General features: G+C 59.2%; 12 protein-coding genes. 7 read left to right on the top strand and 5 right to left on the bottom strand.

Annotated features, from left to right (window positions below):
* The first annotated feature begins 84 nt into the window (after window positions 1-84).
* A complete protein-coding gene (locus AB3226_RS15175) occupies window positions 85-984 on the top strand; it encodes a D-hexose-6-phosphate mutarotase (protein WP_367373622.1) in 900 nt (299 codons plus the stop codon).
* A gap of 115 nt (window positions 985-1,099) precedes the next feature.
* Here AB3226_RS15175 and AB3226_RS15170 read toward each other — a convergent pair whose 3' ends face one another.
* The 4 genes from AB3226_RS15170 to purE form a co-directional block, all read right to left on the bottom strand.
* Entirely contained in the window at window positions 1,100-1,636 is a 537-nt protein-coding gene (locus tag AB3226_RS15170) for a DUF3299 domain-containing protein (protein WP_030132475.1), read from the bottom strand.
* Window positions 1,637-1,733: 97 nt separating this feature from the next.
* Window positions 1,734-1,982 carry a GlsB/YeaQ/YmgE family stress response membrane protein gene (locus AB3226_RS15165; RefSeq protein WP_367373621.1) on the bottom strand — a complete coding sequence of 83 codons (249 nt, stop codon included), beginning with the start codon at window positions 1,980-1,982 and terminating at the stop codon, window positions 1,734-1,736.
* Between the two features lie 107 nt (window positions 1,983-2,089).
* Window positions 2,090-3,172, bottom strand: coding sequence for a 5-(carboxyamino)imidazole ribonucleotide synthase (locus AB3226_RS15160; protein ID WP_367373620.1), 1,083 nt, complete (start codon window positions 3,170-3,172; stop codon window positions 2,090-2,092).
* A gap of 11 nt (window positions 3,173-3,183) precedes the next feature.
* A complete protein-coding gene (gene purE / locus AB3226_RS15155; RefSeq protein WP_003196369.1) occupies window positions 3,184-3,675 on the bottom strand; it encodes a 5-(carboxyamino)imidazole ribonucleotide mutase in 492 nt (163 codons plus the stop codon).
* 438 nt (window positions 3,676-4,113) lie between these two features.
* On the opposite strand from purE, the gene AB3226_RS15150 reads away from it, so the two are divergent.
* Window positions 4,114-4,683 carry a reprolysin-like metallopeptidase gene (locus AB3226_RS15150; protein WP_367373619.1) on the top strand — a complete coding sequence of 190 codons (570 nt, stop codon included), beginning with the start codon at window positions 4,114-4,116 and terminating at the stop codon, window positions 4,681-4,683.
* Between the two features lie 57 nt (window positions 4,684-4,740).
* Here AB3226_RS15150 and AB3226_RS15145 read toward each other — a convergent pair whose 3' ends face one another.
* Window positions 4,741-5,652 (bottom strand): LysR substrate-binding domain-containing protein, encoded by a 912-nt coding sequence (locus AB3226_RS15145; RefSeq protein ID WP_367373618.1) that lies wholly within the window; start codon window positions 5,650-5,652, stop codon window positions 4,741-4,743.
* Window positions 5,653-5,832: 180 nt separating this feature from the next.
* Between AB3226_RS15145 and aspA the strand changes: the two genes are divergently transcribed.
* From aspA to AB3226_RS15120, 5 genes are all read left to right on the top strand, one after another.
* A complete protein-coding gene (aspA, locus tag AB3226_RS15140) occupies window positions 5,833-7,257 on the top strand; it encodes an aspartate ammonia-lyase (protein WP_367373617.1) in 1,425 nt (474 codons plus the stop codon).
* Window positions 7,258-7,746: 489 nt separating this feature from the next.
* Entirely contained in the window at window positions 7,747-9,198 is a 1,452-nt protein-coding gene (locus tag AB3226_RS15135) for an alanine/glycine:cation symporter family protein (protein WP_367373616.1), read from the top strand.
* Window positions 9,199-9,395: 197 nt separating this feature from the next.
* Window positions 9,396-10,400: an asparaginase gene (locus AB3226_RS15130; protein ID WP_367373615.1), complete on the top strand. Its 1,005-nt coding sequence runs from the start codon at window positions 9,396-9,398 to the stop codon at window positions 10,398-10,400.
* 153 nt (window positions 10,401-10,553) lie between these two features.
* Complete coding sequence (locus AB3226_RS15125; protein WP_367373614.1) at window positions 10,554-11,546, top strand: AraC family transcriptional regulator; 993 nt, start codon at window positions 10,554-10,556, stop codon at window positions 11,544-11,546.
* Window positions 11,547-11,810: 264 nt separating this feature from the next.
* A complete protein-coding gene (locus AB3226_RS15120; RefSeq protein ID WP_367373613.1) occupies window positions 11,811-12,848 on the top strand; it encodes a histone deacetylase family protein in 1,038 nt (345 codons plus the stop codon).
* Window positions 12,849-12,851: the final 3 nt, after the last annotated feature.

Below are 12,851 nucleotides of genomic sequence, written 5' to 3'. Positions count from 1 at the left end.
CAGAGTCCGTAAAAAAAGTGGGCGTTAAACCCGGCGACCGTTTTGCGGTCCATTGCAGTCCTGTTCCTGATCGAGAGTTGCCCCATGAGCACGCCCAACGTTGAAGCCGTGAAACTGGATGAACTGAACTGCTGGCGCATCCGCCACGGTCAGGCCGAATTGCTGGTGGCCCAGCAAGGCGCGCACATCCTCAGTTATCAACTGGCCGGCGAGCCGCCGCTGATCTGGCTCAACGATGAGGCGGTATTCAAGACTGGCAAGAGTATCCGCGCCGGCGTGCCGGTGTGCTGGCCATGGTTCGGTAACCTGTCGCGCAACCCGCAGAGTGTCCAGGCCATGCGCGTCAGCCAGGAACCGCCGACCGCCCATGGTCTGGTGCGGGCGATGGACTGGGAACTGGGTGGCATCGAAACCGAGGGCGAAAGCCTGAAGGTGGAATTTGTCCTGCCTTTCCCCGAAGACGGTCTGCCAGGATGGCCGCATCAGGTGGACTTGAAACTGAGCATTCGTCTGGATGAGCAGTTGCACATCAGCCTGACGAGCGAAAACAAGGGCGCCGAACAGGTCACTATCAGCCAGGCATTGCACAGCTATTTCGCGGTCAGCGATGTGCGCAACGTGCACGTTGAAGGGCTGGATGGCTTGAGCTATATCGAAACCCTGGGCGACTGGAAAACCGTCACCCAGACCGGTGATCTGCATTTTAGCGGCGAGACCGACCGCATCTATCTCAATACCCCGCCGAAGCTGAGCATCGTTGACCCGCACTGGGAACGACGCATCGAACTGACCAGCAGCGGTTCGCGCTCTGCGGTGATCTGGAACCCCTGGATCGACCGCGCCGCAGCGTTCAGCGACATGGCCGACGATGGCTGGCAGCGCATGCTATGCATTGAAACGGCGAATGTGATGGGCGATGTGGTGACGCTGGCACCTGGGGCGAGTCATACCCTGGGCGTGAGCATCGGTAGCAAACCTTTATAGCAACACCGTAAACCAATGTGGGAGCGAGCCTGCTCGCGATGAGGCCATAACATCCAACATCAATGTTGACTGTTAAACCGCCATCGCGAGCAGGCTCGCTCCCACATTTGAACGCCTACAAATCCGACTCTTTAACCACTCGCACCTGCGCCGCATCCAGCGCATAAGCCGCATCCGCCAGGTCGTTGTTGACCGTCTCGATCTTCAGCGTGCCGGTCACCCACAGCGGTGTATAGATGTCATTCAGCTTCAAGCCTTTGGGATAACGCACCAGCACCAACTGGTTAGGCGGTGGTGGCGGCACGTGGATGCAAGCGCCCGGGTACGGCACAAGGAAGAACAACGTGCTTCGGCCCTTGGCGTCGGATTCCAGCGGTACCGGATAACCGCCAATGCGGATGTGTTTGTCGTTCATCGACGGCACGGTTTTGGTCGAGTACATCACCGCCGGCAAGCCCTTGCTCTGCTTCATGCCACCCTTTTGGGTAAAGGTGCCGTTGGCTTCCGGGGAGTTGTGATCGATTTCGGGCATGGCCTCGAGGGCTTTCTGGTCCGACTTGGGCATCAGTTCGAGCCAGTCGGTTTCCGGCAGTTCGCCGGCATGGGCCAAACCACTGCCCAGGAAGAGAAGAGTCAACAGAAGACGGCGCATGAAAGTGCTCGGCAAAGGATAGGGCAATGTGACGATGGCAACGCCGAGCATTCTAGCCCTCTCCAGCGAGGACGCAGAGAGGGCTTTGTCACTTCAATCAGTTGTTTTTTTTGATCAGGCCGTAGACCACCAGCAATACCACCGCACCCACCAGAGCACCGATGAAACCTGCGCCTTCGCCAGCATGGTAAATGCCCAAGGCCTGGCCGCCGTAAGTGGCCGCCAGCGAACCGCCGATACCGAGCAGGATGGTCATGATCCAGCCCATGCTGTCATCGCCCGGTTTCAAAAACCGAGCCAGCAGGCCGACGATCAAACCGATAAAGATGGTTCCGATAATTCCCATGGCATTTCCCTCTGAATGATTTGGATATGCGGAAAGCCTAGACAGACTTTGGCATCCTGCCATCAGAGAACGGCGGTCCCTGAAGGTTCCGCCGTTGCCACATGAAACTATTCGGCGATGAGCGCTTCGACCTTGAGGATTTGCTCAGCCAACGTCTCACGGTCTGCACAGCGCAGATTGGCGTGACCGACCTTGCGGCCGACCTTGAAAGCCTTGCCGTAGTGATGCAAATGGCAGTCGTCGATCGCGATCACTTTTTCTACTGGCGGCACGACACCGATGAAGTTGAGCATCGCGCTCTCGCCGACCTTGGCCGTCGAACCCAGCGGCAGACCGGCGACGGCCCGCAGGTGGTTTTCGAACTGGCTGCACTCGGCGCCTTCGGTAGTCCAGTGCCCGGAGTTGTGCACGCGCGGGGCGATTTCATTGGCCTTGAGGCCGCCGTCGACTTCAAAGAACTCGAACGCCATCACGCCGACGTACTCCAGCTGCTTGAGTACTCGGCTGGAGTAATCTTCAGCCAACGCTTGCAGCGGGTGATCGGTGCTGGCCACGGACAGCTTGAGAATGCCGCTGTCGTGGGTGTTATGCACCAGTGGATAGAACCTGGTTTCGCCATCGCGAGCACGCACAGCAATCAGCGAGACTTCGCCAGTGAATGGCACGAAGCCTTCCAGCAGGCAGGCGACGCTGCCCAGCTCGGCGAAGGTACCGACCACATCTTCAGGCTTGCGCAGGACTTTCTGGCCCTTGCCGTCGTAACCCAGGGTGCGGGTTTTCAGCACGGCAGGCAGGCCGATCGAAGCCACGGCGGCGTCCAGGTCGGCTTGCGACTGGATGTCGGCGAACGCGGGAGTCGGAATCCCCAGGTCCTTGAACATGCTCTTTTCGAACCAGCGATCGCGAGCGATGCGCAGCGCTTCGGCACTCGGGTACACCGGGACGAATTGCGACAGGAAGGCCACGGTTTCGGCCGGGACGCTTTCGAACTCGAAGGTCACCAGATCGACTTCATCGGCCAACTGACGCAGGTGGTCCTGATCGCCGTAATCGGCCCGCAGGTGTTCGCCCAACGCGGCTGCGCAAGCATCCGGCGCCGGGTCCAGGAAAGCGAAATTCATGCCCAGCGGAGTACCCGCCAGCGCCAACATGCGACCCAATTGGCCGCCACCGATTACACCGATCTTCATCGTCAACAACCTCAGGCGATGCGTGGGTCTGGATTGTCCAGGACGCTGTCTGTCTGCTCAGCGCGGAATTTCTTCAACACGGTATGAAATTGTGGGTGCTTGGCGCCCAGGATGCTCGCCGAGAGCAGCGCTGCGTTGATCGCGCCGGCCTTGCCGATGGCCAGGGTGGCGACCGGAATGCCCGCGGGCATCTGCACGATAGAGAGCAGTGAATCGACGCCCGAGAGCATCGACGACTGCACCGGCACGCCCAGCACCGGCAGGTGGGTCTTGGCCGCACACATGCCTGGCAGGTGGGCCGCGCCACCGGCACCGGCGATAATCACCTCGATGCCCCGGGCCTCGGCCTCTTCGGCATACTGGAACAGCAGGTCCGGGGTGCGGTGGGCCGAAACCACTTTCACCTCGTAAGGAATGCCGAGCTTTTCCAGCATATCGGCGGTGTGGCTAAGGGTGGACCAATCGGACTTGGAGCCCATGATCACGCCAACCAGTGCACTCATCGTCGTGCCTCTTCTCTCTGGGCGCCCGCAGGCGCGTCAAAAAACAACAAGCCACGCAGGATGCGTGGCTTGATTGTACGAATTATGGCCGGGCGAACCGGCCGAAGGCCGCGCAGTATACCTCAATAAGGCAGATAAACAGCCCCTTGAGCGACCAGCTGTCACACGTCATGAATTTTCGGTTTTTTGACTCCAGGGTTAATAAATCAATGGGCGTTTTTCGGTAGCGAATCGATTTACCGCACACAACAAATACAACTACCTGTCATCCATAATTATTTAATCAGCAACATACAAGACATCTAATAAAACAACTTTTACTTGCTGGGAGCGCCAACAAACTTCAACTTATATCTCAATTAAATAGAACCATACGGTGGAAACCATCCATCAGTCAATTTCGCTCGACCCACTAAAAAACATATAAAGGACTATAACGTGAAAAACCCCATCCTATTAATGGTTTATATCCACGATGACCTCGATGCGTACGACCGAGACAAGCTCTACGATGATTATTTCTCTTGGCTGAAGATCGAGCTTGAAGATATTTCAGGTCGTGGCGTCTTGATTATCTTCGTCCCTAAAAACTCCTCACCGGAAATGACCAATTACAACTACAAAAATGAAAGCGCCGGAGACTCCAATCGTGGCTGGGGAAAAATGGTTAGCGAGTTAACATCGAAAGTAGAGGACACGCGCCCTTACGATCCAAACTTGAACAAGTTTTTGTTGTTAACCCGCAGCCCTATGAACAGCACCGTCGCTGGCGTTGCAACCGGAAAAGGTCAAGTTGCATTAGCCTCGATAAACTCCTATTTGACGCCTGCACACGAGGTGGGTCATATGTTCGGTGCCACGCATGAAGACGCTGACGTCGTCTACGACGGCTGGTGGCACGACACAATTATGAAAGCCGACCTAGGTTCTACTTTCCGGGGTAATTACTACCGTTTCAGTGAAAAAAACCGAGAGAATATTCGAAACTACCTCAATCAATTCGACTGAAACACCTCGGGTTGTCTGCCTCTGGCTGAAAATCAGAACCCCTGATTTCCACCCATCTCAAGAGGCAGGGCTCGCCGCCCCGCCCTCGAGTTTGCGCCACAACAACCGAACATTGGCCTTGCGCACCAGTGCGCAGCGATACAGCCGGATTTCCAGTGGCACATGCCATTGCGGGCCGCCGCAGATCACCAGTTCACCGCGCGCCAACTCGGCGCGCACGCTCAGTTGCGGCACCCAGGCGATGCCCAGGCCTTCCAGCGCCATGCTTTTCAGGCTGTCGGCCATGGCGGTTTCATAAATGGTGGTGAATCGCAGCGCTCGCTGACGTAAAAGCAAATTCACAGAACGCCCGAGAAATGCCCCGGCGCTGTAGGCCAGCAAAGGCACGCTGGTTTCGCCTTCCAGGTCGAACAACGGCTTGCCGTCGGCGTCGGCCGCGCAGACCGGGAGCATTTCAGTGTCGCCCAGATGCAGTGACGGGAAAATCTCCGGGTCCATTTGCATCGCCGAGTCCGGGTCATAGAACGCCAGCATCACATCACATCCGCCTTCACGCAGCGCATGCACCGCATCGCCGACGTTGGTGGCCACCAGCCGCGTGGCTATATTCAATCCTTCGTTGCGCAATTGTGCGATCCAGCGCGGGAAAAAACCCAGTGCCAGAGAGTGAGCGGCAGCGATTTGTATCACCTCGCCCTGCCCGCCTTCCAGGTGATGAAGATGGCGCAACACTTCACCCAATTGCTCGACCACAGTACGTGCAGTAACGAGAAACAGCTGACCCGCCGCTGTCAACTCGACGGGTGTGCGGGAGCGATTGACCAGTGTCAGCCCCAGCGCGGCTTCGAGGCTGCGGATCCGCCGGCTGAATGCAGGCTGGGTCACGAAGCGTCGTTCAGCCGCTTGGGAGAAGCTACGGGTGGCGGCCAGAGCACTGAAGTCTTCAAGCCATTTACTTTCCAGATTCATCACGCCCTCCCGGACACGCACCAATTTAGGTCACACGCTCGCCATACACGCGGCGTCACACGGGCATTATGCCGAATGTGCATAGGCTAGTGTTTAACAGCATTGGCCCAAAATAGTTCACCAGCCTAGCATTTGCAGTGTTCCGGCACAGACCGGGTCCCTATCGAGATGATTTCTATCATGTCCTCCGCTGCATCTTTCCGCACAGAAAAAGACCTGCTTGGCGTACTCGAAGTACCTGCTCAAGCGTATTACGGCATCCAGACCCTGCGAGCGGTGAACAACTTCCGCCTCTCGGGCGTTCCGATTTCGCATTACCCGAAACTGGTTGTCGGTCTGGCAATGGTCAAACAGGCCGCCGCTGACGCCAACCGCGAGTTGGGTCACCTGAGCGACGCCAAGCACGCTGCCATCAGCGAAGCCTGTGCCCGATTGATCCGCGGTGATTTCCACGAAGAATTCGTGGTGGACATGATTCAAGGCGGCGCTGGCACTTCAACCAACATGAATGCCAACGAAGTCATCGCCAACATCGCGCTGGAGGCCATGGGCCACAGCAAGGGCGAATATCAGTACCTGCATCCGAACAACGACGTGAACATGGCGCAGTCGACCAACGACGCCTACCCGACCGCGATCCGTCTGGGTCTGCTGCTGGGTCACGACGCACTGTTGGCCAGCCTCGACAGCCTGATCCAGTCGTTTGCCGCCAAAGGTGAAGAATTCAGCCACGTCCTGAAGATGGGTCGTACCCAACTGCAAGACGCCGTGCCGATGACCCTGGGCCAGGAATTCCGCGCTTTCGCCACCACCCTGAGCGAAGACCTGGCGCGCCTGAAGACCCTGGCACCTGAGTTGCTGACCGAAGTGAATCTGGGCGGCACCGCGATCGGTACCGGCATCAACGCTGACCCGCGTTATCAAGCCCTGGCCGTTCAGCGTCTGGCAACGATCAGCGGTCAACCGCTGGTGCCGGCTGCCGACCTGATCGAGGCCACCTCCGACATGGGCGCCTTCGTGCTGTTCTCCGGCATGCTCAAGCGCACCGCAGTCAAGCTGTCGAAAATCTGCAACGACCTGCGCCTGCTGTCCAGCGGTCCACGCACCGGCATCAACGAAATCAACCTGCCAGCACGTCAGCCAGGCAGCTCGATCATGCCAGGCAAGGTCAACCCGGTTATCCCGGAAGCCGTGAACCAGGTGGCGTTCCAGATCATCGGCAACGACTTGGCCCTGACCATCGCGGCCGAAGGTGGCCAGTTGCAACTGAACGTGATGGAGCCGCTGATCGCCTTCAAGATCTTCGACTCGATCCGCCTGCTGCAACGCGCCATGGACATGCTGCGCGAACACTGCATCGTCGGCATCACCGCCAACGAAGAGCGCTGCCGTGAACTGGTCGAGCATTCGATTGGCCTGGTCACCGCGCTGAACCCGTACATCGGTTATGAAAACGCAACCCGCATTGCCCGTATCGCCCTTGAGAGCGGCCGCGGCGTGCTGGAACTGGTGCGTGAAGAAGGCTTGCTCGACGAAGAAATGCTCGCCGACATCCTGCGTCCGGAAAACATGATTGCTCCGCGTCTGGTGCCTCTGAAGGCTTAACCAAACGCAGGCTCTTTTGAAGAGCCACGCTCACCAGGTCGAGGGACTAGACACCTCTCACCTTTTGAGGGCTTGGGGATATGTTCCCTCAAGCCCTTTTTTTTACCCATTCGCGGATTTTCCGAACATGTTGAATGTTTTAAGTACCACCAAGATCGCAGCCTTCGTCAGCTTCCACAGGGTTTGAGACCCTCTGTAGAAGCTGCCGAAGGCTGCAATTTTTTGATTTTGCAGCACTCTCGTTTCGTCGCTTGCACCACAATCGTGCAGACGGACGGCACTCTCCTTATGTATAGTGCCGCCCCTCTTCGCGTGAGTGCTCGTCGTTAACGAGGCCCAAACCCATGCGAAACCCGAACTAATAACAATCCCGCGATATGGAACCGGAACGAACGTCGATCCACCTGCTGAGCCACGCGCAAGCGGGTGTAACGCAATATGTCGGACCCTCCAGCATCTGCACCCACAAAAAACAGCGAGGAAAAATCCATGCTCGAAGTCATCAACGACTTCCTCTCAGGGAAAGTACTGATCGTGCTCATTGTCGGGCTCGGTAGCTACTTCACGATCCGCTCGCGTTTCGTTCAGTTCCGCCATTTCTTTCACATGTTCGCGGTCTTCCGCGACAGCCTGAAAAGCAGCGCTGGCCAGCTCAGCTCATTCCAGGCCCTGATGCTCAGCCTCGCCGGCCGCGTCGGTGCGGGTAACATCGCCGGTGTCGGTATTGCCGTGACCCTTGGTGGCCCCGGTGCGGTGTTCTGGATGTGGGTGACCGCGCTGGTCGGCATGTCCAGCAGCTTCTTCGAATGCTCCCTCGGCCAGCTCTATAAGCGCTGCGACTCCGAAGGTCAGTTCCGCGGCGGCCCATCCTTTTACATTCAGCACGGCCTGCAGAAACGCTGGCTGGGGATGATCATGGCGTTCCTGCTGCTGATCACCTTTGGCTTTGCCTTCAACGGCCTGCAAGCCCACGCCGTAACCCACTCGCTGAACAATGCCTTCGGCCTCGACACCACGTACACCGGGCTGGGCCTGGCGGTATTGTTGGGTCTGGTGTTCATCGGCGGTATCAAGCGGATTGCCAAGGTCGCTGACCTGCTGGTACCAGTGAAAACCCTGGTGTACATCGGCGTGACCATCTACGTGATCGTGCTGCAGTTCGACCACGTTCCGGGCATGTTGATGACCATCGTCAAAAGCGCCTTCGGTCTGGACCAGGCGTTCGGCGGCCTGATCGGCAGCGCCATCGTCATGGGCGTGAAGCGCGGCGTGTTCGCCAACGAAGCAGGCCTGGGCAGTGCGCCGAACGTCGCCGCTGTGGCCTCGGTCGAGCATCCGGTTTCGCAAGGTGTGGTTCAGGCGTTCAGCGTGTTCCTCGACACCTTCGTGATCTGCACCTGCACCGCATTGCTGATCCTGCTGTCGGGCTTCTACACCCCGGGCTTCGAAGGCGACGGCATTGCCCTGACCCAGAACTCCCTGGCTGCCGTAGTCGGTGAGTGGGGTCGGATGTTCATCTCCGTGGCTCTGGCGCTGTTCGTATTCACCTCGATTCTCTACAACTACTATCTGGGCGAGAACAACCTGCGCTTCATGATCGGCGAAAACCGCAAGGCACTGATCGCCTATCGCGCGCTGGTACTGGTACTGATCTTCTGGGGTGCCATCGAAAACCTCAGCACGGTGTTCGCGTTCGCCGACATCACCATGACCCTGCTGGCGTTCGTGAACCTGATTGCGCTGTTCCTGCTGTTCAAGGTCGGCATGCGCATCCTGCGTGACTACGATGACCAGCGTGCTGCCGGCATCAAGACCCCAGTGTTCGATTCGAGCAAGTTCCCGGATCTGGACCTGGACCTGAAAGCCTGGCCAGCCAATCCGCCAGCCGCCGCTCCTACGGCCGCAGCCGAGCCGCAAGGCGTGACCGCAGCGCAACGCTGATCGGTAAAAAACCGGGCGCATCCCCTGCGCCCGGCGTGACACAGCTTGCGACCGGCGTCATGCTCGGTCGCATGTTGTGGCAGCTTTTTTGATGCTGCCGTTTTGGTTCGAGCTTGAGACCACATCGCTCGAGCGCGACCCCGGTCCATCGCGAGCAGGTCGCACCGTCGCTCCCACATCGTTTTCGGAGAACCTCCATGAACCCTTCGACTTTTCCTGCCGCCCAGCACGTCATGGTGCTGTACACCGGTGGCACCATCGGCATGCAAGCCAGTGCCCACGGCCTGGCCCCGGCGTCCGGTTTCGAAGCGCGGATGCGCGAGTATCTGCACAGCCAACCCGAACTGGTGATACCGCAGTGGCGCTTTCGCGAGATGTCGCCGCTGATCGACAGCGCCAACATGACGCCCGCCTACTGGCAGCAACTGCGTGAAGCGGTGGTCGATGCCGTTGATGTCCAGGGCTGCGACAGCGTGTTGATCCTGCACGGCACCGACACCCTGGCCTACAGCGCCGCGGCCATGAGCTTTCAATTGCTCGGTCTGCACGCCCGCGTGTGCTTCACCGGTTCGATGCTGCCGGCCGGCGTGACCGACAGCGATGCCTGGGAAAACCTCAGCGGTGCGTTGGTTGCTCTTGGCCAGGGCCTCGCACCGGGCGTTCATCTGTACTTCCACGGTGAACTGCTCGACCCGACCCGTTGCGCCAAGGTTCGCAGCTTCGGTCGTCATCCATTCAAGCGACTGGAGCGTCAGGGTGGCGGCGTGAAAGCGTCTTCGATACCTGAGCCGCTGAACTACAACCAGCCTAAACAGTTGGCGAAGGTCGCGGTGCTGCCGCTGTTCCCGGGCATCGGTGCCGATCAACTGGATGGCCTGCTCAACAGCGGTATTCAGGGTCTGGTGCTGGAATGTTATGGCAGCGGTACCGGGCCAAGCGACAACCCCGAGTTTCTCGCCAGCCTGGAACGGGCCCGGGACAAAGGTGTGGTGGTGGTCGCGGTGACGCAATGTCATGAAGGTGGCGTGCAGCTCGACGTGTACGAGGCAGGCAGCCGCTTGCGTGACGCCGGTGTGTTGTCCGGTGGCGGCATGACTCGCGAGGCGGCGTTTGGCAAGTTGCATGGGTTGCTGGGCGCAGGGCTTGAGACGGCTGAAGTTCGGCGGTTGGTTGAACTCGACCTGTGCGGCGAACTGAGCTGACACGACACAGAACCGTGTAGGAGCGAGGCTTGCCCGCGAAGGCGTCTTCAAGTGCGCCAAAAGCTTCGCGGGCAAGCCTCGCTCCTACAAGGGCCGGGTCATACCGGCATATAACTTGCTCCCATTCCGGCACGCCCAACGCGGGAAGCCCCCATGCTCCACTCCCATCTCACCACCCTCAACGCCGTCTCCCTGGTACTCAACACCTTCAAGGCCGAAGGCCTGTCGAGCGATGCATTGCTGGCCGGCAGCGGCATCAATGCGGCGGATCTGAGCCGGGCGGATACGCGTATTACCACCAACCAAGAGATGCTGGTTTGCGCCAACGCCGTCGCGTTACGCCACGATATCGGCTTGGAGTTGGGCCGGCGGATGCACGTTTCCTCCTACGGCATGCTCGGGTACGCCTTACTCACCAGCGCCACTTTGGGTGACGCCTTGCGGTTGGGGCTGCACTATCCGGCGCTATTGGGAACACTGTTCGAGTTGAGCCTGGAAGAAGATGGCGAACGCATCTGGCTCACCGCCGGCGACTATCGGGAGAATCCGGCGCTGGCGCCGTTCAATGTCGAGTTTTGCCTGGTCTCTATGAAAGTCACCTGCGAAGACTTGCTCGGCCACCCTCTGCCTCTGCTCGGAGCCCGCTTCGAACACCCGGCGCCGGACTATCACGCGCGCTACGCCGAGCGTTTCGACTGCCCCTTGCAGTTCGAGGCAGTATCCAATGCCTTTGCCTTCGATAAACACTGGCTCGAACAACCACTGCCTCTGGCCGACGCCATTACGCACCAGGCCATGGCCGAGCGTTGCCGCAAGCAAAACACCGAATTCACCGGGCGTCAGGCCTGGCTCGGGCGTATCCGCCAACTACTCGCGGCGCAACTGAGCGCGGCGCCGGGCCTGGATGGGTTGGCCGAACAGCTGAACTGCTCGGCGCGCACGCTACGTCGACATCTGAAGGGCCTGGGTTGCAGCTATCAGGAACTGCTCGATGAGTTGCGCTTCGAGCAGGCCAAGCGAATGCTCTGCGAAGATCAATTGCCGATTTATCGAATTGCCGAGGCGTTGGGGTTCAGCGAGACCGCGAGCTTCCGCCATGCGTTTGTGCGCTGGAGTGGCGTGGCGCCCAGCCAGTTCCGGCCGTGATCTACCTCTGTGGCGAGGGAGCTTGCTCCCGCTCGGCTGCGCAGCAGTCGTAAAACCGGCAACCGCTATTTGAATGGAAGAACGCGGTGTGCGGTTTGGGTCTGCTACGCAGACCAACGGGAGCAAGCTCTCTCGCCACAGAGGGGCGAATTTCGGTCAAATCTTTTGGCCATATCGATCCCCTTTTGGCCTTTCTTGCCGTTCTCCCAAACGCCGCCCGCCGCAAGACTGTATGCAAACCGAATCAGCCTGCGGAGAACAAGAATGCTGACGATCTACTCGGACGATCACCACCTGCACCACGGTCGTTGTGAATTGATGGACGGGCAATTGATGCCCTGCTTCGAGATGCCCTCGCGGGCCGACCATGTGCTGGCACGCGTGCAGTACCGCCGTCTCGGCCCGGTCGAGGCGCCGGAGGACTTCGGCCTCGGGCCGATCGAGCGCGTCCACAGCCGCGACTACCTCGACTTCTTCAAAGGAGCCTGGGCGCGCTGGACCGAATTCAAAACAGACGGCGACTTGCTGCCCTATACCTGGCCGGCCCGCACCTTGCGCCGGATCATGCCCACCAGCCTGCACGGCCAGCTCGGCTATTACAGCTTCGACGGCGGCGCACCGATTACCGCCGGCACCTGGCAAGCGGCGTACAGCGCGTCGCAAGTTGCCCTCACGGCTCAAGCGGTGATCCAGCGTGGAGCGCGCAGTGCCTTCGCCTTGTGCCGTCCACCGGGACACCATGCCGCCAGCGACTTGATGGGCGGTTATTGTTACCTCAACAACGCCGCCATCGCCGCTCAGGCTTTCCTCGATCAAGGCCACAAAAAGGTCGCGATCCTCGATGTCGATTACCACCACGGCAACGGTACCCAATCGATTTTCTACGAGCGCAGCGATGTGCTCTTCACCTCGATCCATGGTCATCCGGAAGCCGAGTTTCCCTTCTTCCTCGGCTACGAAGACGAACGCGGTGAAGGCCCTGGCGAAGGGTTCAACTTCAACTACCCTTTGCCCGCCGGGTCGGGCTGGGACCGTTGGAGCGCGGCGCTGGAGCAGGCCTGCAAAGAGATCGAAAAGTACGGCGCCGACATCATCGTCGTGTCTCTGGGTGTGGATACATTCAAGGACGACCCGATCTCCCAATTCAAACTCGACAGCCCGGATTACCTGGCGATGGGCGCGCGCATCGCGGGCCTCGGCAAGCCGACGCTGTTCGTGATGGAAGGCGGTTACGCGGTGGAAGAAATCGGCATCAATGCCGTGAACGTTCTCGAAGGTTTTGAAAGTGCCCAGAGGAATTAGAAC

This window comes from Pseudomonas lini (assembly GCF_964063345.1).
GTDB lineage: Bacteria > Pseudomonadota > Gammaproteobacteria > Pseudomonadales > Pseudomonadaceae > Aquipseudomonas > Aquipseudomonas lini_B.
The sequence above is the reverse complement of the archived record's forward strand: the minus strand, read 5'-3'. Positions and strand labels throughout refer to the sequence as shown.

What these genes read in the sequence shown, in the direction of transcription:
- AB3226_RS15170 (WP_030132475.1), bottom strand. Translation starts at nt 1,636, where the DNA reads ATGCGCCGTCTTCTGTTGACTCTTCTCTTCCTGGGCAGTGGTTTGGCC.
- AB3226_RS15160 (WP_367373620.1), bottom strand. Translation starts at nt 3,172, where the DNA reads ATGAAGATCGGTGTAATCGGTGGCGGCCAATTGGGTCGCATGTTGGCG.
- AB3226_RS15120 (WP_367373613.1), top strand. Translation starts at nt 11,811, where the DNA reads ATGCTGACGATCTACTCGGACGATCACCACCTGCACCACGGTCGTTGT.
- aspA (WP_367373617.1), top strand. Translation starts at nt 5,833, where the DNA reads ATGTCCTCCGCTGCATCTTTCCGCACAGAAAAAGACCTGCTTGGCGTA.
- AB3226_RS15165 (WP_367373621.1), bottom strand. Translation starts at nt 1,982, where the DNA reads ATGGGAATTATCGGAACCATCTTTATCGGTTTGATCGTCGGCCTGCTG.
- AB3226_RS15145 (WP_367373618.1), bottom strand. Translation starts at nt 5,652, where the DNA reads ATGAATCTGGAAAGTAAATGGCTTGAAGACTTCAGTGCTCTGGCCGCC.
- AB3226_RS15125 (WP_367373614.1), top strand. Translation starts at nt 10,554, where the DNA reads ATGCTCCACTCCCATCTCACCACCCTCAACGCCGTCTCCCTGGTACTC.
- AB3226_RS15130 (WP_367373615.1), top strand. Translation starts at nt 9,396, where the DNA reads ATGAACCCTTCGACTTTTCCTGCCGCCCAGCACGTCATGGTGCTGTAC.
- AB3226_RS15135 (WP_367373616.1), top strand. Translation starts at nt 7,747, where the DNA reads ATGCTCGAAGTCATCAACGACTTCCTCTCAGGGAAAGTACTGATCGTG.
- purE (WP_003196369.1), bottom strand. Translation starts at nt 3,675, where the DNA reads ATGAGTGCACTGGTTGGCGTGATCATGGGCTCCAAGTCCGATTGGTCC.
- AB3226_RS15175 (WP_367373622.1), top strand. Translation starts at nt 85, where the DNA reads ATGAGCACGCCCAACGTTGAAGCCGTGAAACTGGATGAACTGAACTGC.